Annotated in this window: 17 protein-coding genes; 10 read left to right on the top strand and 7 right to left on the bottom strand. The window is 52.9% G+C overall.

Annotated elements, in window-relative coordinates; genetic code table 11:
* Positions 1–58: 58 nt before the first annotated feature.
* Positions 59–259 carry a hypothetical protein gene (locus Abin_RS08940; RefSeq protein WP_048846076.1) on the bottom strand — a complete coding sequence of 67 codons (201 nt, stop codon included), beginning with the start codon at positions 257–259 and terminating at the stop codon, positions 59–61.
* A gap of 279 nt (positions 260–538) precedes the next feature.
* On the opposite strand from Abin_RS08940, the gene Abin_RS08935 reads away from it, so the two are divergent.
* Entirely contained in the window at positions 539–2,830 is a 2,292-nt protein-coding gene (locus Abin_RS08935) for a TonB-dependent siderophore receptor (RefSeq protein WP_048846074.1), read from the top strand.
* A 63-nt stretch (positions 2,831–2,893) separates the two neighbouring features.
* Here the strand turns inward: Abin_RS08935 and Abin_RS08930 are convergent, their stop codons facing one another.
* From Abin_RS08930 to Abin_RS08920, 3 genes are all read right to left on the bottom strand, one after another.
* Positions 2,894–4,027, bottom strand: coding sequence for a PepSY-associated TM helix domain-containing protein (locus tag Abin_RS08930; protein WP_258027422.1), 1,134 nt, complete (start codon positions 4,025–4,027; stop codon positions 2,894–2,896).
* A gap of 122 nt (positions 4,028–4,149) precedes the next feature.
* Positions 4,150–4,557, bottom strand: a complete 408-nt coding sequence (locus tag Abin_RS08925) for an ArsR/SmtB family transcription factor (protein ID WP_048846072.1) — start codon at positions 4,555–4,557, stop codon at positions 4,150–4,152.
* Complete coding sequence (locus Abin_RS08920; RefSeq protein ID WP_048846070.1) at positions 4,554–5,213, bottom strand: peroxiredoxin; 660 nt, start codon at positions 5,211–5,213, stop codon at positions 4,554–4,556. The genes Abin_RS08925 and Abin_RS08920 overlap by 4 nt, the downstream gene beginning before the upstream one ends.
* A gap of 107 nt (positions 5,214–5,320) precedes the next feature.
* Between Abin_RS08920 and Abin_RS08915 the strand changes: the two genes are divergently transcribed.
* The 7 genes from Abin_RS08915 to Abin_RS08885 all read left to right on the top strand — a co-directional run bounded on the left by Abin_RS08915 (position 5,321) and on the right by Abin_RS08885 (position 13,745).
* Positions 5,321–6,247: an MBL fold metallo-hydrolase gene (locus Abin_RS08915; protein WP_048846068.1), complete on the top strand. Its 927-nt coding sequence runs from the start codon at positions 5,321–5,323 to the stop codon at positions 6,245–6,247.
* Positions 6,248–6,293: 46 nt separating this feature from the next.
* The gene (locus Abin_RS08910) at positions 6,294–7,076 is read left to right on the top strand and encodes a sulfite exporter TauE/SafE family protein (RefSeq protein WP_048846336.1); all 783 of its coding nucleotides are present in this window, start codon (positions 6,294–6,296) and stop codon (positions 7,074–7,076) included.
* Between the two features lie 265 nt (positions 7,077–7,341).
* Complete coding sequence (gene cydD / locus Abin_RS08905) at positions 7,342–9,024, top strand: thiol reductant ABC exporter subunit CydD (protein ID WP_048846065.1); 1,683 nt, start codon at positions 7,342–7,344, stop codon at positions 9,022–9,024.
* Positions 9,021–10,712, top strand: a complete 1,692-nt coding sequence (gene cydC / locus Abin_RS08900; protein WP_048846063.1) for a thiol reductant ABC exporter subunit CydC — start codon at positions 9,021–9,023, stop codon at positions 10,710–10,712. Before cydD ends, cydC begins: the two co-directional genes overlap by 4 nt.
* Before the next feature lie 48 nt (positions 10,713–10,760).
* Positions 10,761–12,377, top strand: coding sequence for a cytochrome ubiquinol oxidase subunit I (locus tag Abin_RS08895; RefSeq protein ID WP_048846061.1), 1,617 nt, complete (start codon positions 10,761–10,763; stop codon positions 12,375–12,377).
* Positions 12,378–12,402: 25 nt separating this feature from the next.
* Positions 12,403–13,542, top strand: a complete 1,140-nt coding sequence (gene cydB / locus Abin_RS08890) for a cytochrome d ubiquinol oxidase subunit II (RefSeq protein WP_048846059.1) — start codon at positions 12,403–12,405, stop codon at positions 13,540–13,542.
* An 11-nt stretch (positions 13,543–13,553) separates the two neighbouring features.
* Positions 13,554–13,745: a hypothetical protein gene (locus Abin_RS08885; RefSeq protein WP_048846056.1), complete on the top strand. Its 192-nt coding sequence runs from the start codon at positions 13,554–13,556 to the stop codon at positions 13,743–13,745.
* Positions 13,746–13,901: 156 nt separating this feature from the next.
* Here Abin_RS08885 and Abin_RS08880 read toward each other — a convergent pair whose 3' ends face one another.
* Together Abin_RS08880 and Abin_RS08875 are read right to left on the bottom strand one after the other, a co-directional pair.
* Complete coding sequence (locus tag Abin_RS08880) at positions 13,902–15,581, bottom strand: SulP family inorganic anion transporter (RefSeq protein WP_048846055.1); 1,680 nt, start codon at positions 15,579–15,581, stop codon at positions 13,902–13,904.
* A 167-nt stretch (positions 15,582–15,748) separates the two neighbouring features.
* Entirely contained in the window at positions 15,749–17,215 is a 1,467-nt protein-coding gene (locus Abin_RS08875) for an aminotransferase class V-fold PLP-dependent enzyme (protein ID WP_048846053.1), read from the bottom strand.
* Between the two features lie 119 nt (positions 17,216–17,334).
* Between Abin_RS08875 and Abin_RS08870 the strand changes: the two genes are divergently transcribed.
* Together Abin_RS08870 and arsC are read left to right on the top strand one after the other, a co-directional pair.
* Complete coding sequence (locus Abin_RS08870; protein ID WP_048846050.1) at positions 17,335–17,796, top strand: Lrp/AsnC family transcriptional regulator; 462 nt, start codon at positions 17,335–17,337, stop codon at positions 17,794–17,796.
* A 40-nt stretch (positions 17,797–17,836) separates the two neighbouring features.
* Positions 17,837–18,193 (top strand): arsenate reductase (glutaredoxin), encoded by a 357-nt coding sequence (arsC, locus tag Abin_RS08865; protein WP_048846049.1) that lies wholly within the window; start codon positions 17,837–17,839, stop codon positions 18,191–18,193.
* 83 nt (positions 18,194–18,276) lie between these two features.
* Here the strand turns inward: arsC and Abin_RS08860 are convergent, their stop codons facing one another.
* Positions 18,277–19,392, bottom strand: coding sequence for an S-(hydroxymethyl)glutathione dehydrogenase/class III alcohol dehydrogenase (locus Abin_RS08860; protein ID WP_048846047.1), 1,116 nt, complete (start codon positions 19,390–19,392; stop codon positions 18,277–18,279).
* Between the last annotated feature and the right edge of the window lie 8 nt (positions 19,393–19,400).

Below are 19,400 nucleotides of genomic sequence, written 5' to 3'. Positions count from 1 at the left end.
AGCATCAGCATAAAACACTTGGCCTGTGTTGCGCCACCTGCCCACAGCGCCCAGAGACTTAACCCTCCTTCAGATCACGCGTCATAGTCAGGCGCGCCGTCTCAAGGAGCGTATGGGAAGCCGATTTTAATGTGCCGCCTGTTCCGCCCTGCCTTGGAACAGGCGGGTCAATATCTTCCCACCCAGACACAAGGTCAGACTGTGTATCGACATAGCTTTTCCAGGCATGATGCTGGAAAAAATGGATAAGGCCCGCCATTTCGCCCTCCTAAGCCACTTTTTTTCTTTCTTTATTATCGCCAGACCACTACGCACGCGGGGAAGTCGTCCTATGGGTTTTAAAGCCTTAGGCCTGCCTGAGTTTCAACAGCATGGCAGAAAAGTGGCATATTTATAAAAATTCCGTTTAATTTCAAAATACTACAACACTCAACCTTTAGTATCCATTTAGATTGTTCATAAGTTAGTTGACAATGATTATCATTATTATTAGTTGCAGACCACATTTCCTTCTTTTCTTTCCTGGCAGAAAGCCCCCATGAAACGACCCTCCGGCTCCACTCCTTTTCGTTCCAGCCGATTGATGCCTCTGGCTGTTTGCTGCGCCACTTTGGGAGGATACGTTCAGGCGGCGGAGCCAGATAAAACTCCAGCCAAAATGCAGGAAAAGGCTGACGAACACAGTAAAACCACCCAACGTGCACGCGAAAAGGAAGTGATTATTGTCACGGCAACCGGGCGGTCGCGGGCTACGTCCTCAACCAAAACCAATACGCCTATTATCCAGTCCCCCCAGACAATCTCCATCATCAGCCGGGAAGAAATAGATTTACGCGCCTCCCCCACCGTAGCTGATGCTTTGTCTTATACGGCGGGCGTGCAAGCTGAACCTTCTGGCATTGATAGCCGCGTGGATGAAGTCTCGGTTCGGGGGTTTGGTGCGGGTGGCTTTTCGTCAAACAATAACTTTGTTGACGGTCTGCGCCTGCCATCAGGCGGCCAATGGACCAGAACGTCGTTTGACCCGTTTGCGCTCCAGCAGATTGAAGTTTTGAAAGGCCCATCAGGCGCGCTCTATGGTCAGACGGCCCCCGGTGGTGTGGTCAATCTGGTAACAAAGCGCCCGACTGCACAATCAAAAGGGGAACTACTGTTTCAGGGGGCTGGCTTTACCGATATGGCCAACTGGCAAGGTCAGGCATCAGGTGATGTATCGGGTTCAATTTCAAAAAATGGTAAGGTTGAAGGGCGTTTTGTTGCGCTGGCCCGTTATGGCGATACGCAGGTCGATCATGTTCGGTTAGGCCGCTACTATGTCTCACCCAGCCTGACATGGCATATCACGCCCCATACCGACTGGACTATTCTGGCCCAGTATCAGCGCGATGAAGGCGGATCGACTTTCCAATTTTTACCGGCAACCGGTACGCTTTATCCATCCAAAGGGCGCTATATCAGTAACCACGCGTTTATTGGAGAACCTGACTGGAATACGTTTGACCGAAACCAGTTTCTGTTAGGCTCTTTTCTTGAACATCACTTCAACCGTCATTTTGCCATACGCAATAATACTCGTTACACACGGCTTGATACGCTTTACCGCGCCACAGTTCTTTCTGGTGACACGCTTGCACGCTGTACATCAGCCATTGCTGGCTGCGTTGCTGGGCAAACAGTCAATCGCCGCGCTGTCGAGGGGCGGGGTAACTCCCAAGGTGTGGCAACAGATACCCAACTGGAAGGCCGTTTTACCACCGGTCCGGTCAAACATATTGTTCTGATCGGTACGGATTACTTCTACACCGACTGGCAGCACGAACGTGATCTGGTAAAATCGTCTCTGGTTTTACCGGTTCTGAATATCTTTGACCCAGTCTCTCGTGGCTCATCCGGTTTCAAAAGCAATCTGTCCCCGCAGGTTTATACTGACACCATCAGTGAACAGAACGGTGTCTATTTTCAGGATCAGCTCACATTTGAAAATCTGCATATAACTTTAGGCGGCCGTCAGGACTGGGCGCGCGACAACACCTACAACCCGTTAACGCGCACACGGTATCTCACCAACTCAAACGCTTTCACATGGCGTGCGGGGGCTGTTTATCAATTCAAAAATGGTCTGGCGCCATACTTCAGTTACGCGGAATCGTTCCAGCCGCAGGTGTCTGATCCCTCGACATCTGCTGACGGTCAGCCTTTCAAACCTACAACAGGCCAACAATATGAAGCCGGGCTGCGTTACCAGCATGGGCGCGGCATGTATATTACGTTTGGGGCTTACCAGATTACCCAGCAGAACATGACCACGCCTGATCCGAACGGTACGCTGTGCGGGACATCAACCTGCCTTGTGCAAACAGGTGAAGGCCGGGTACGGGGTCTTGAACTGGAAGGACGCGCCACACTGCCGTGGGATATGGCTGTGATTTTCACAGGCACCCGAAGTGCTGCCAAAGTGACAGAGTCAAACACACAGTCACAAATTGGCAACTATCTACCGCAAGCACCAAAATGGATGGCGTCGCTGTTCCTTGACCAGCGTATTCGCCACGGTGCGCTCGCCGGTATGGGAATAGGTGGGGGTGTGCGCTATACAGGGCATAGCTATGGTGACACTGCCAACACGCTCTCCATTCCCGGTTACACGCTTTTTGATGTGTTCCTGCGCTATGATTTTGAAACAGCGCATCCGCGTTACAAGGGTCTATCTTTCTCCGTTAACGCCCGTAACATTGCAGACAAACGGTTCGTAGCAACCTGCACGGCTGTTTCTGCCTGCTATTATGGTCAGGGCCGCAGTGTAACAGCCCGCCTGCAATATAAGTGGTAAGCTGAAATTGGGTGAAGGCATCGTTCACCATGCCTTCACCTTACATTCTGTAAAATAAACCGTTTATGCTTTCTGCGGTTTCTTTTTTGAAGCAGGCTTAAAGCCGCCCGCAAACCAGAATGTCCATGTTGCCAGAAACCCGAGCAACGCCAGCGTCAGGCCAGACAGCGTCATCAGAAGTTTATAAATTATTCCACCCACCTTGCCGGTATGAAGCGGGAAGATGTCATTAAAGGCTCTGGCCTGAACCGGCATCAGGGTTGCGTCACGGGCTTCCACCAGTTGCCCGGTATCAGCCGCAAACCAGAGCATGGTGCGGCCATTAGGCAGCCACTCGGATGGTTGGCGCATCCGTATGGTAATCAGCCCGCTGCCTTTCCGCGGCAGAGCCAGACTTCTGAATTCGGCCTGCGGAAATTTTTCGCGGGCGGTTTCCATCATGGCCTGCCAGTCCAGATCATGACCGATTTTGACAGACTGAAAATGCGGGGGCCGCAGACTGTGATCAATCGCCTGTGCAGCCCCCGGCCCGAGCGCCAACCCGCCGAGCGGGCGAAACACCATCAACACACCGGTGATGAAAGACAGCAACAGAACAGGCGTCATCACAACGCCCAGATCACGATGCTGCCGGATAATGGCTGGGCGACTCATACGCTTTGGCCATAACCGGAATTCAAAGGTTTGTCGGGTACGCCACCAAGCAATGCAGCCCAATATAACCAGCGCAAGCCCGATAAAGCCGGCAATACCGACGACAGTTTCTCCGGCAGGGCGCATAAACAGATACCGGTGCAGGGTTACCAACCACAATTCTGGCCGGGCCCAGTCACTGGACCAGCTTGTCAGGAGTTGACCGGTCTGATCAAGATATGCCCCTGCCCCACCAGCATACGCCACGCGGTCAACACCAAAAGAGGGGGAGGCAAAGGCTATCATCTGCGGGTGTTTGCCCGTCTCGGTCATGACCTGCGCGACCAGCCGCCCGACATCCTGACCGCTCTGCACAACTGCGTCGCCTTTGTGGGAAACGACTGTCCATAAATCTTTATGAACCAGCAACGCCCCCGAAAGCCCGAGAACCGCCAGTAACAGACCCGCAATACCGCCCACCCAACGGTGGCACAGAACAATAAACCGCATCACTCTATAACGATCATCATGAGTAAGAGCGGCCACAGACACGCCGTGCGCCACCTGCTTCCCCTGAAGCAGGAAAAGGATGCCTGATTTTGTTAAAAATGATAATCTTTTGCAGGTAAAAAGATACGTTTGTGTCTGATTTTACGCAACCACTCTCTATCAGAACCCCATAGCGGCTAGCTACCGGGGGGCCGGATCAAGGCGAAGCGGGCGCCCCCTTCTGCCTGCCCTTTGGGTTTAGCCCCTGTATCTTTCCGCGCAGATGCCTGCTGAAGCAGCGGCAAGGTGGATTTGTCATCCCGCAACAGGCCGATCAGCGCCCGGGCGCGCAGAACTTCCTCATCATTGGCCAGACTGTAATAGATGGTGCGTGATTCCCGGCGGGGCACAATAATATCAGCGCGTCGCAACGTGCCCAACTGCTGGCTGAGTGTTGGCTGGCTGATACCCGTCTGGGTTTCAAGTTCGCTCACTGCCAGCGGCCCTTCAAGCAGGGCATCAAGAATAATCAGGCGCTGAGGCTGTGCAAACAGCTTCAGCCGTTCAACCAGCAGCCGCGCTTCTTCCAGAGACAGGCGTTTCATACGGACTTCCCTGTCTGCACGGACATGAACCATGCCGGGCCTGCGGCAGCAACGGCATCCTGCGTCTGTGCGGCAGGAGACATGACATCATCACCCGGTTGCCAGCCTTCGGGTGTCAGCACATCATCTTCAGCCACCCGTTGCAGGGCCGTCAGCAACCGCACCAGCTCCTTGACTGACCGCCCAACCGTAGGCGGATACCATGTTATGGCCTGCACCACGCCTTCCGGGTCTATGACGTACACCGCACGCACCGTCACACTGCTCTGGGCCGTGATATCAAGCATACCATACGCCCGTGCAATCGACATCGACGGGTCTTCAACAATCGGAAAAGGAATGCTGACGCCAAAACGTTCCCGAATAGCGTCCACCCACGCAAGGTGAGACGGCAGGCTATCAACAGACAATCCAACCAGCGCACAATTCATGGCCTGAAACTGCGGCGCAGCCTTGGCCAGTGCAATAAATTCACTGGTACAAACGGGCGTGAAGTCAGCCGGATGAGAAAACAACATGACCCAGTGCCCACGCAATGTGCTGAATGTCAGCTCCCCTTGCGTAGTACGGGCCACGAAATCTGGCACGGTATCGCCAATCTGAAGAATAGCCCGTGAATGGTACAAAGGGCAGGATTCTAACGTGCTGTCGGTCATAGTGTGTTCTTACGCGGATTGTTCTTCTTGACGCAAGATGGTTTCGTATTTAATGAAAATGAATATACATTTTTATATAAAACGATAAACTATGAAGGAAGCTACCGATGACGGATGCGCCCCTCGCTGCTGCCACAGCTCAGATTCTCAAGACCGAGCATTCCGCTGGCCAGCGGCCGGTCGTCAAAACCTTCTTCGATGAAGCCACCTTCACCGCAAGCCATGTCGTTCATGACCCCAACACCAAAGCTGCTGCCATTATAGACAGCGTTCTGGATTATGAAGCGTCATCCGGCCGCACATCTTATGCGTCAGCCGAAGAGATTGTCGCCTACGTGAAGTCCGAAGGACTTAAAGCAGAATGGCAGCTTGAAACCCATGCGCACGCCGACCATCTTTCCGCCGCTCCGTGGTTGCAAGAGCAGGTTGGCGGCAAACTAGGCATTGGCGGAGATATTGTACGCGTTCAGACCGTCTTTGGTAAAATTTTCAACGCAGGCACAGAATTTGCCCGCGACGGGTCACAGTTTGACCATCTGTTCCATGATGGTGATCACTTCAAGATTGGCACACTTGACGCCGTAGCTCTGCACGTACCCGGCCACACCCCCGCTGATATGGCTTTCATCATCGGAGATGCCGCTTTTATTGGCGATACCCTTTTCATGCCAGACTATGGCACTGCCCGGGCAGACTTCCCCGGCGGCGATGCACGTATGCTGTATCGCTCCATCCATCGCCTTCTAAAACTGCCAGAGCAGACTCGCCTCTTTCTGTGCCACGACTACAAAGCCCCCGGTCGCGATGTTTTTGCATGGGAAACAACGGTAGGCGCTGAACGCGCACACAACATTCATGTGCATGACGGCGTATCAGAAGAAGAATTTGTACAGATGCGCACAACGCGCGATGCCAAACTTTCCCTCCCCAACCTCATCATGCCGTCCGTACAGGTGAACATTCGGGGCGGGCACATGCCCGAAGCGGAAGATAATGGCGTCAGCTATATCAAAATCCCCATAAACAAAATGTAAGCCTTTTTTCTATCGTTTTCTTTTTCACGTGGACCTGAAACACATCATGCCAGAGACCTTTCTGCATACCGGACTGGAAATTTTTTCTGGCATGCTTGTCGGCTTTACTCTTGGGCTGATTGGCGGCGGTGGCTCTATTCTAGCTGTGCCGCTAATGGTTTATCTGGTTGGTGTTTCAAATCCGCACGTTGCTATTGGCACCAGCGCTCTGGCCGTTGCCATCAATGCGCTGGTTGGGCTGGCGCAACATGCGCGCGCCCATACCGTAAAATGGCGATGCGCCGCTATTTTTGCATCCTGCGGGGTGGTCGGCGCATTTGTTGGGGCTGCCGCAGGCAAAGCCGTTGATGGCAAACGCCTGCTTCTCTGTTTTGCCATTCTCATGATCGGCGTTGGTATTCTCATGCTGCGCGGGCGGCGCAACCAAGGCTGCCCAGGCGCAAGCTGCAACCGTGACAACGCCACCAAAGTTGCGGGCTACGGGCTGGGAACCGGGGTGCTTTCCGGCTTTTTTGGCATTGGTGGCGGGTTTTTAATTGTACCGGGGCTGATTGCGTCAACCGGCATGCCTATTCTGAATGCCGTTGGCACCTCTCTGGTTGCTGTGGCTGCCTTCGGTCTCAGCACCGCTGTCAGTTACATGATGTCCGGTTATATCGACTGGCAGTTAGCGGCGCTGTTTATTGTTGGCGGAGCCGTAGGGAGCATTGCAGGCACACGCACCGCCCGCAGCATGGCGAAGTCAACAGGCAGCCTGACCACCTTTTTTGCCGGGGTCATTTTCTGCGTTGCCATTTACATGATCTGGCAGAGTCTGCATGGCCATTAAGGCAAGCCCCAAAGATAATTAAGTAAAGTGGTTAAATAAAAAAGCGACCTTTTCGGTCGCTTTTTTATTACCCATATTTTCTTCAACCCATTGTAATTTCTAAATTTAAAACTTGCTTTAATCACCTGACCACTCATCAGGTGCATGCCTGCCCTTACGTGGTTTGCTTGACGCTTAACTCTTTCGTGAATATGTTAATCATACTTTCTTTAATTAAGAAAGTATTAGTTCTTCACCAGAGTCTCATTTCGATCAGGCACCCCGCATGCACACACAACAACACGCAGACTGGCAGACCACAGGTCTTGCCCGCCGGGCCAGAAGTTGGTTGGCTGCCGCCGTTATTCTGGGCGGGGCAGCATCCGTGCTGTTTGTGCTGCAACTGATCATCCTTGCCCAAACGGTCGATAACCTGACTTTCAAAGGCCACACACTGGCGTCAGCCCACATGGCTCTGATTGAAATTGCCTTGCTGTGCGCAGGTAGTCTTTTGGTGCAGTGGTTGGCTGATATGGCTGGCGCAGAAGCGGGGCTGCGCATCAGCACCTCGGTACAACGTGATCTTTTGCATCATTTGTTCCGGGTGGGGCCTATCGGGTGTGCCACACTACCTGCCGGACAAATTGTCACCACTTTGACTGAAGGGGTGGCTGCGCTCGAACCTTATTTTGCCCAGTATATTCCGCGCGCCGCCATGATGGTTATCTTACCGGGGCTTATTCTGGCGGTGGTTTTCCATCTGGACGGGTGGAGCTTTGCCATTCTTGCCTGCACTGGCCCCTTGATTCCGGTTTTCATGGCTCTGGTCGGTTACAGCGCGCAGAGCATCATGAACAGGCAATGGCTGCAACTTGTTGTCATGGGATCAAACTTTCTGGATTCTCTTCGTGGCCTGACAACCCTGCGTCTGTTTGGTCAAACACAGGCCAGCATTGACCGCATGCGTACCATGGCAGAAGCCCATCGGCGGGCCACATTTTCGGTCATGCAGGTGGCGTTCCTGACATCTGCAACGCTGGAGTTCTTTGCCAGCCTGTCAATCGCTCTTGTCGCCGTGGTTTTTGGGGCACGCCTTTTGCACGGCACAGCAGATTTTCGTTCCGCTTTTCTGGTTCTACTGCTGGCACCAGAATATTTCATGCCGTTACGCGCTTTTTCTGCCAGTTACCATGCCCGGCAAAATGCAACGGCAGCAGCAACACGCATTGCGGAAATCGCCTCTCTGCCAGAACTGAACATTGCTGTAGATGGCGAGAAACCTTCAGCCACGCATATTACTTCCCTCACACTCGATACTGTTTGCACCAGCTATGCTGATGAACCTGCTCTACAGGCTGTCTGTGCCCGCTTTGAACGGGGACAATTCATTGCCGTAACAGGCGAAAGTGGGGCTGGGAAAACGACTCTTCTGCGTCTTCTTCTGGGTTTTCTGGATGTACAGTCGGGCAGCATCACGGCACACGATAGTCATGGGCGCACCGTACCCTCCCCCCAAGCCCATATGGCATGGGTTCCACAACGCCCGCTGATGCTGTTTGGCACGGTTGCCGACAACATGCGCATCGCAGCCCCTCAGACTGACAGACAAAGTCTGCGTGAGGCAGCGCAAAAAGCAGATGCACTGGCTTTTATCGAGACTCTGCCTCAGGGTTTCAATACGCCCGTCGGGGAACGTGGTAGTCGTCTTTCAGGTGGGCAGATCAAACGTCTGGCTCTGGCACGGGCCCTGCTGCGCAATCCTGATGTGCTGTGCCTTGACGAACCAACAGCCAACCTTGACCCCGCCAGTGCACACGCCGTGGCTCGTGCGCTTCACCAGTGCGCATCCTATCGGATTGTAATTGCTGCCACCCACGACGACGCCCTTATCAGACAGGCTGACCAGATCCTGCATGTTGCAGATGGCAAAGTAACCGTGTGCCGCCAGAGCAAGGACGTGGCAGCATGAGCCCCCTTCGCACCATTCTCCCCCTTGCCCGCCCATTACGCGGTCGCCTGCTTCTTGGGTTGGCCTTGGCCTGTGGCGCGGCAACGGCTAATTTTTGCCTGCTGTTTCTGTCCGGGTGGCTCTTGGCTGGGGCAGCCTTTGCTGGTGCTGCCGGGTTAGCGGCCCAACAGACCTTCAACATGATGTTGCCTGCGGCTGGCGTAAGATTTTTCGCAACGGTGCGTATTCTGGCCCGCTACGCAGAACGACTTGTCACGCACGACGCAGCCCTGCGCGTAATTGGGCAGTTACGGGTCTGGACATACCGTCACCTTGCACCGCAAGCCCCCGCTGGCCTGACAGGACACCGAGGCGGAGATCTACTTTCCCGCTTTGTGTCTGATACGGATCAGATGGGACAGCACTACACGGACACGGTTCTGCCTTTTGTGCGGGCGGCAGTCTGTGGCAGCCTGTTTGTTCTCATTATGGCGATATTTCTGCCAAGTGCGGCATGGTGGCTGGGCCTTGCGCTTCTGGTGTGTGGTGTCGGTGTTCCCTTTCTGGTCGGGCTTGCATCTGATCGACTACTGGCACAACTCGCAGCACAGCGTGGCACGTTGCAGGCTGATTTGGCAGAAACCCTTCAGTCTGTCGGGGAGTATCTTTCACTGGGGGCAGCCAACCGTCAGGAAATCGCCATTGCAGAAAAGCAGCTTTCGATTGCAGCCATACAACGGAAGCTGGCAGCCATAGAAAGTGCTGCGCGCAGTATCTTGACCTTCTGCACGACGCTGACAACGCTGCTGGTTCTGGTCTGTGCAGTACAGGCTTTTCAGGCCCATCACCTGTCCCTGCCTGAAGTGCCCATGCTGGTGCTTGGCTGCCTTGCCGCTTTTGACGTCCTGATGTCTCTCCCCGCTGCGCGGCAGACTTTGGGCCGTACCCGTATGGCTGCCACACGACTGGACACCGCCTGTTCAACACCCGCTCTGGTTCCTGCGCCAACACAGACGCCAGATATCCAGCAGTCGTTCGACCTGATGCTGCATGATGTCTCTTTCCGGTATCCCAACACCACTCAGCCGGTTTTAGAACATGCCAGCCTTACCATCACGCAAGGCGAACGTGTTGCATTGATTGGCCCGTCAGGCAGCGGAAAAAGTAGTCTGATCACTCTCTTGTTTCGTTTTTACCCATATGAAACTGGCAGCATCTCTTTCGCTGGAACAGATATTCGCAGTTTTCAGGCCGAAACATTGGCACAGACAATCAGTGTCGCCGCACAGGGGTTTCACCTGTTCAATGGCACAGTGCGCGACAACCTGCTTCTGGCAAATCCCGCAGCGACAGAAGGAGACATGCAAACTGTGCTCCGTATCGCTCTGCTCGATACAGTCCTTGAACAGACCGAGTACGGGTTGGACACACTGATTGGCGATGATGGGCTTCGGCTTTCTGGCGGTCAGGCAAAACGCCTGACCATCGCACAGGCTCTTCTACGGAACACGCCGTGGCTTATTCTGGATGAGCCAACAGAAGGGCTGGATGCCGCAACAGAAAATGCTCTGATGGAAAGCCTGTTACAGGCGCGACCAGATGCCACTTTACTGTGCATTACGCATAGACGCGCCGTGCTGCCGTTTATGGACAGAGCCATTGAAATAAAAAACGGGACCTTCTGCCCCGCAGAGGAGGCCTGCCCATGACATAGCTCTTACGCTTTCTACGTTTTTCTTCATTCAAGGGCTTTGAAAATGGATATTATCAACCCTACGGTTGTTGATCTTTCGCGTTTCCAGTTTGCACTAACCGCACTGTATCACTTCATGTTTGTGCCTCTCACACTGGGGCTAACCTTCATGTTGGCGGCGATGGAGACAGTGTATGTTGTCACCGGCCGCAAGATTTACAAAGAAATGGCCCAGTTCTGGGGCAAGCTGTTTGGCATCAATTTTGCCATTGGTGTCGCCACCGGCCTGACCATGGAATTTGAATTTGGCACCAACTGGTCCATGTATTCCCGCTTCTTTGGGGATATGTTTGGCACGCCACTGGCTATTGAAGGTCTGATGGCCTTCTTTATGGAATCAACCTTTGTCGGTCTCATGTTCTTTGGCTGGGACCGTCTGAGCAAGCAGGCGCATCTTGCCATTACCTATCTGGTGGCACTGGGGTCTAACCTGTCTGCGTTGTGGATTTTGATTGCCAACGCCAGCATGAACGTGCCGGAAGGTGGTCACTTTGACCCAGAGACCATGCGCATGCAGTTTGACAGCTTCGTGCATGTTATCTTCAACCCCGATGCGCAATCTAAATTCGTGCACACGTCTGTTGCCGGATATGTCTCTGCGGCGCTCTTTGTCATGGGGATCAGCGCGTTTTATCTTCTACGCGGCCAACACAAGCAGTTTGCAGCACGCTCCTTCCGTATGGCTGCGCTGTTCGGTATTATTTCAACAGTAGCCGTCATTACACTTGGTGACGTTCTGGGCCGTATGGATTATGAAAAACAGCCAACCAAAATTGCTGCCATTGAAGGCCTGTGGCACACCAGCAAACCACCTTACGAACCATGGATTCTGGCTGCGCTACCTGATGACGCCAAACAGGAAAACCATTTCGAAATTGGTGTTCCCTTTGTTCTGACGCCGCTGATTGCACATGATTTCAATACCCCCATCACAGGGCTGCATGAACTGGAAGATGCTGCTGGCCCCCGTATTCAGTCTGGTATTGAAGCCGTTTCCGCACTTCGTCGATATGGTGAAACCCACCAACAGGCGGATCTGGATATTTTCCGCGCCCATGAAGAGGATATGGGTTACGGCTTTCTGGCGACGCGCCACGCACCGAATCAGGACGTGACCAATATCTCGGCCGAAGCACTACCTAAGGTTATTGAAGAAACAAAACCTGACATTCTTCCCAATGTTTTCGTAACATTCTGGGCATTCCGTCTGATGGTGTTTCTGGCCCTTTATTTCTTTGCGCTGTTTGCCATTTCGTCCTACGTCAGCCTGAAAAACAAGCTTGAACGCAACAAACTGTTGCTGCGTCTATGCCTGTGGTCAATTCCGCTACCCATTCTGGCAACCGAATTTGGATGGATTACCGCTGAAGCAGGCCGCCAGCCATGGACAGTGTTTAACAAGCTGCCAACCTTCCTGTCGTCTTCTACACATAGCGTTTCTTACATGGTGTTTTCGCTGGCCGGGTTTACGCTGCTTTACAGCATCTTCATCGCCGCCGAACTTTATCTGATGTTCAAATTCGCTCGGCTTGGACCAGAAGCGCACGATGCCCCGCATGATGACGCGACGCAGCATCCGCATCTGACGGCTGTTTCGTCCACTCCGTCCGCAGCCCACTAACGGTTGGTGAAAGGAAGCTCCTGTTATGGAACTTTACGCAATTCTTAAACTGATATGGGCGGCACTGCTGTGCGTGCTGTTCATTGGCCTGGGCCTGATGGTCGGGATGGATATGGGTGTTGGCACCCTGCTGCGCTTTGTTGGCCGCAATGATGGTGAGCGCCGCACCGCGCTGAACATTATCGGCCCACATTGGGATGGCAATCAAGTCTGGTTTATTCTTGGTGGCGGCGCAATTTTTGCCGCTTTCCCCACCCTGTATGCTACGTCCTTTTCTGTTTTTTATGTTGTCATGATTCTGCTGCTATTCAGCATGATCTTGCGCCCGGTGGCCTTTGAATATCGGTCAAAGGCAGACAGCAAGCTTTGGCGTGCCAGTTGGGACTGGGTGTTCCTGATTTCCGGATTTCTGCCTATGTTTATTTACGGCGCAGCATTCGGGAATATTCTGGAAGGTGTTGGTTACCATTTTGGTTGGAACGGCCAGTATTATCAGGATAGTTCTTTCTTCTCCTACCTGTTGAACCCGTTTGTTATCCTGTGCGGCCTGATGTCAGTTTCGCTGAGTGTCTATCAGGGCGGCGTTATGCTGATGATTCGGTCTGAAGACCCGATTTACGGCCGCGCCCGCACCTACGCACAGCGTGGTGGTATTCTGGCTATCATTCTGTTTGCCGTGGGCGGTCTGTTCATCAGCCGTATGAAGGGGTTTGTGCTAACAGCCCCGGTTGACCCAGCCATGCCTGCAAACCCTCTGCACGGGCAAGAGGTTGCGCAAATCGCTGGTGCGTGGCTGCATAATTACGCAGTACACCCCGCTTTGTGGTTGCTGCCTGTTCTGGGCTTTGCCTGCATGGTTCTTGGTGTTTTGGCTGTCCGTGCACACAACGGCGGTCTGGCATGGTGGGTCGGCCTTGGGTCTTGGATTGGTACTATTGGCACTGTCGGGGCAGCCATGTTCCCGTTCCTGATGCCATCGACCACAGCACCAAACCAGAGCCTGACAATCTGGAACAGCACAGCCAGCGCCTATGGTTTGTCTTGCATGCTGGTTGTCGCACTTATCTTTGTGCCGCTTATCCTGTGTTACACATCATGGTGCTATTATGTCATGCGCGGCAAAGTGCGCACTGCTGATATCATCCATGACTCCCATAGCTATTGAAGGAGCACACCATGTCTCTCTTCCGCATGGCCGGTCTGGCAATCGTTCTTGTTGTTTCTCTGCTGTTTGCCGTTTTTGTTGGTGATCAGGGCCCATGGTACTTCGCATGGGTTATCGGCACGGTGATGATTATTCTGATCTCTGGTGCCGGTGCCATTCTGCTTGATTCACAATTGGACTCTTCTCCAGATAATGAGGTGTAATCATGATGGGTGATCTTGAAGGAATCATTTTGTTTATTCCTTTTGTTTATCTTGCATTTTATTGCATTGCATATCTTTTCGGACGCAAGTTTTTCCCGTAAGATAGCAGCGTTCTGACAAAACAAGCCTCACAAGCTTCCGCCTTCATATCCTGTCCTAGCCATGGGTATGAAGGCGGGCCTCCGCCAACGCAGTGTGCAGTTGCGGAAAGATATTTTCTTCCCCTAAAATCTCAGAAATATGGTGCCGGTCCATATCTGCTTTCAGATACGAACTAACGCGGCCAAATATCACGCGGACGCCCTTTTGGTGCAATTCCGCTATACTGGTTTTCACGGCAATAGCTGCTGAATAATCAACATCTGTAATTGCACTTGCATCAACCACAATGCATTTGATGTGTGACTGTGCATCAGATGTTAACGTGCGCAAATCCTGAATAAAGTGATTACAGTTTGCATAGAAAATATCAGCACAAAATCGATAAATAACCAAACCGGTTTCAGATAAGGCATTTACCGTCACGGGTTGGGCTTCCAATGCGCCTGTCGCTGCGTCTTCTTTCAAAACCATGCTGTGCGGCATGTAGCTGTGCCGCACATGCCGAAAAAGGGACAGAGCAATGGCAATGAAAATACCTTGCTCAACCCCCAACCCCACAACAGTTGCGGCTGTAATCATAGCCAGACCAAATTCTCCCGGGCTTTCCTGTTTGATCCGCTGCAAGGCTCGTATCTGAATCATGCCGATGGCAACATTGAAAACGATAGCGCCCAGAACGCAGCGTGGTAGAAACTGCAAGGGTTTTGTAAAAAACAGCAACACACAGAACGTCACGAACGCAAACATCAGTTGGGCGCGCTGACTTGTCGCACCAGCCCGGATTGCCATAGCCGTCTGGGTTGGGCTGCCGTTAACAGCAAAAGACCCGCTAAAAGCAGCAACCGCGTTTGCTGCACTTAACCCCAGAATGTCTGAATTTTCGTCAACCGTTTCATCAAACTGGTTCGCTGCTGCACGGGCTGTTGCCGCACTTTGCGCAATCATTACAAAAACACAGGACGTTGCGACAGGCAGCAAAGCCAGAAGTTCGTCCCATCCAACCCATGGAAGGAAAAAAGCTGGCAGACCACCCGCCACAGGCCCAACAAGAGCCAGATGGTGTGCATGTCCGTCTGCCAGCCAGCTTGCGCTGATGCTTCCCACCACAGCGACCAGCGCCCAAGGGTAATGGGGCAGAAAGCGATTACCACACGCCAGCGCCACACTGACAAAAATGGAAACCAACACAGCCAAAGGCACTGCGTCTGGCAGATGCTCTAGAAGTTCCAGAGCCTGATAGAGCGGATGGTGGCTATGCGGGGTCAGGCCCAGCATATCAAACGCCATAACCACCCCAACCTGTACACCGACCCCGGCCATAAAGCCTACCAACACGGTGCGCGAAAGGAAGTCAGCCAGAAAACCGAGGCGGAACAGGCGGGCAACCAACAGAAACCCGGCACTTAGGAGGGCCACCATACTGACCAGCGCCATATAATGCGCACTGCCCGAAAGGGCCATTGTGGAAAGAGCACTGGAAAAAATAGCCGCTGTTGCGGAATCAGCCGCGACAACAAGATGGCGGGAAGATCCAAAGGCCGCAAACGCAACAAGCGGTAAAAGGACCGTATATAACCCCGTAACGGCTGGCATCCCTGCAATACGGGCATACCCCAGCACCTGTGGAATGTTCATCGACGCCAGTGAAAAACCTGCAAGCCCGTCACGCAGCCAGCCCTTCAGGCTATCCTGACTGCGAAATCGGCTACTCCATTGGCGTACTGTGCCCCACATTGCTCTCAACCACCTTCATGCTGCTACGTATCAGGATGGTTGTGGCGCTATTCTGGCTTTTCGTCACCTTTAGGGTGGGCAAACACACATCAAAAAATGACGCAATGCTCTTTGTCCTGACGTGGGATCAAAAGCGTTGCCATAACCCCCGCAGAGAGGGGATGCCCCTATTCAGCCGCAATGGGTGTCTGATAGCGAAAACGGGCTGTTGCAGCATCACACCCATATGTCGCTGCCAGACTACCTGCCTGATAGGCCAACTGATTAACGGCGTTCAGAATATAGTCTACTTTGGCATCATCCATAAGGACGCTGAAATTCAGGCGGACCCAGCCCGGTTTTTCCAGTTCCTGCCCGGCCTGAATGGCCTGATGCAATGCCTGCGACTGTTCTTCTTCTATTCCCAGCAATCTGTGGGCATATGGCCCAGCGCAGGCGCAGCCCCCACGCGCCTGAATACCATACATGTCTGACAGCATACGCGTGAAAAGCTGATGGTGAACCAATCGCCCGGTTTCGTCTTTCACCCGAAAGGAGAAAATAGGCAGATGTTGATCTGCGCCTGCATTTCCTAAAATCTGTAAATGGGGGTTGGTATGCCAGCTTGCATAGGCGCGCTGATACAATGCGGCATTACGGTTTGCCATATAGGCATTGCCTATGGCGTCTTTTACCAAAAAGCACAGGGCGGCACGAATATTCCCGACAACATCCGGCGTGCCTGCTTCCTCACGCGCCACAACACTGTGTGAGTAATCATGCCCCCAAGGAGAGACGAATTTGACTGTGCCACCACCTGGCAGCGTGGGGCATTGGGTTTCTACCGCGGCTTCGCGCACAATCAGCACACCGGACGCGCCCGGACCGCCGATGAATTTATGCGTAGAAACGACAACAGCGTCTTTTTCGTATGGAGTTCCGGCTTTCATATCAATTGGCAGATAGGGGCCGCCACCAGCATAGTCCCAGACAGATTTTGCGCCATATGTTTTCAGAATTTTTGTAACAGCATCCGCATCTGTGACAATTCCCGTGACATTGGATGCTGCTGAAAAGGCCCCGATTTTCAGACGTGTTGGATCAGCTTTGGCCAGACAGGCTTCCAGTTGCTGCAAATCCGGGCCGCCTTTTTCAGCTTCCTGAATTTCAACAATTTCTGCACCACTTTCGCGCCACGGCAGAATATTGGAATGATGTTCATATGGCCCGATCAGAACCAGCGGCTTCTGCCCTGCCTTGACCGCATCAGTCACACCCAGAAGATGCACCAGACGGTTAAGCCCTGCCGTTGCCCCATTTCCTGCAAAAATAACCGCATATCCGTGCTCGGCCCCGCACAGACGGGCAATCGTCTGCCGGGCAGACAGACGCAGGCGATTCATCACCTGCCCGCAGAAGGATGCTTCCGTATGGCTGTTGGCGTAATACGGCAGAACATCCGTCGCGATAGTTTGTTCAATAACCCCTAAGGCCCGACCAGACGCAACATAGTCTGCATACACCAGCGCCCTGACACCAAACGGGCCAGAAATTGAAACATCATCCCCAATAACATCCTTGCTCAACCGGGCAACACAGTCATCGCCACGCAGGTTTTCAGCAAAACGGGTGAAAAGAGTTTCGGGGTCAGACATCGCGCGGCTTTCAGTTCTGGGGTCAGGACAGGAACAGCGCTGAGAATAGAAAGAAACGAACGAGGAAAATTACCCTATTTCATGCTTGATGGCCTCAAATTTCGATCATATGATTGGATATGGACCAGAAACTCGATCAGATCGACCGCTCCATTTTACGAGCCCTGCAACAGGATGCCTCACTGTCCCAGCGGGATCTGGCTGAACGGGTGGGCATGTCGCAAAATGCCTGCTGGCGGCGGCTTCAGGCATTGCGGGCCACAGGTGTTTTGCAGGGTGAAACAGCGCGCATCAATCGTGCCGCGACCGAGCTTGACCTGACCGTATTTGTGCTGATCAAAACCCGCCACCATGCACAGGACTGGTTGAACAATTTCAAGAAAATCATTCTCTCCATTCCCAATATTGTCGATTTTTATCGGATTGCAGGCGAGTATGATTACATGCTGAAAATTGTAGCACGGGACATGAATGCCTTTGACGCCATTTATCGACAGATGATCGAAAAAATAGATATTGATACCGTCACGTCTTACATGGCCATGGAAGCCATTGCCGACAATCGGCCGCTTCCCTTGTAAGGTCATTATTTTTTCTGACTAAAACAGGAAATTTCTTAGTATGACTATTACCCTTTATCACAACCCTGCATGCGGCACATCCCGCAATGTTCTGGCCATGATTGAAGAAGCCGGAATAACGCCAGACATTGTGCTTTATCTGAAAACACCCCCAAGCCGCGAAAAACTTGCAGAACTAGCAAAGCTGACAGGTGGGCCGGTGCGGGACCTGTTGCGGCAGAAAGGTACTCTTTATGAAGAACTAAAACTGGCTGACGAAAGCGTAACAGATGACGCCATTCTTGATGCCATAGCCGCACACCCTGAACTGCTGAATCGTCCTGTTGTCGTCTCTCCGCTGGGGGCACGGGTATGCCGCCCTAAAGAACGTGTGCTTGATGTGCTGCCAAAAATCTAAACCCTGCGTCCAACAATAAAAAAGGGGCAATTGCCTGACGCAATCCCCCTTTTTCCATACCCATAGACAGCGTTTGGAACGGATCAGTATTCGACCACCGTACGAATACTTTCGCCCTTTGCCATCATGTCGAAGCCTTCGTTAATCTGCTCAAGCGGCAGTTTATGGGTAATCAGATCATCAATATTGATCTTATGTTCCATGTACCAATCTACAATTTTTGGCACATCGGTCCGGCCGCGCGCGCCACCAAACGCTGAGCCAATCCAGCGGCGGCCTGTCACAAGCTGAAACGGGCGCGTGCTGATTTCCTGCCCTGCACTGGCAACACCAATAATGGTGGACACACCCCAGCCACGATGAGCACTTTCCAGCGCCTGACGCATAAGAGTCGGGTTGCCCACACATTCAAAGGTATAGTCTGCACCGCCCTCGGTCAGTTCAATCAGATGGCCCACAATATCACCATTCGGGCCAAGGTCTTTTGGGTTTACAAAATCGGTCATACCAAATTTGCGGGCAATTGCTTCACGGTCCGGGTTGATATCAATCCCGATAATCCGATCAGCCCCCACCATTTTGGCACCCTGAATCACATTCAGGCCAATACCACCCAGCCCAAATACGGCCACGGTAGAGCCGGGTTCAACCTTTGCGGTAAACAGCACGGCACCAATACCGGTGGTAACACCGCAACCAATGTAACAGACTTTATCAAACGGGGCATCGGGGCGAATTTTGGCCAACGCAATTTCAGGCAGAACTGTATAGTTCGCAAAGGTTGAGCAGCCCATATAGTGATGAATAGGTTGCCCTTTGAAAGAAAAGCGCGATGTGCCGTCTGGCATCAGGCCTTTTCCCTGTGTGGCCCGGATGGAGGTACACAGGTTGGTCTTGCGTGAGAGGCAGGATTTACATTCCCGGCATTCTGGCGTGTAGAGCGGAATAACATGGTCGCCCGGTTTCAGATGGGTCACACCGGGGCCAACGTCACGCACAATACCAGCGCCTTCATGCCCCAGAATAGCCGGAAACAGGCCTTCCGGGTCTGCGCCAGAAAGAGTGTATTTGTCCGTATGGCACAAACCAGTTGCCTTGATTTCAACCAGAACCTCCCCTGCCTTCGGCCCTTCGAGTTGAACGTTTTCAATCTCCAGCGGCTTGCCGGCCTCAAATGCGACGGCTGCTTTTACATCCATACTCCACC

Source organism: Acetobacter indonesiensis, from assembly GCF_000963945.1.
Taxonomy (GTDB): Bacteria; Pseudomonadota; Alphaproteobacteria; order Acetobacterales; family Acetobacteraceae; genus Acetobacter; species Acetobacter indonesiensis.
Note: the sequence above shows the minus strand (reverse complement) of the source record. Positions and strands in the feature narration are given on the sequence as shown.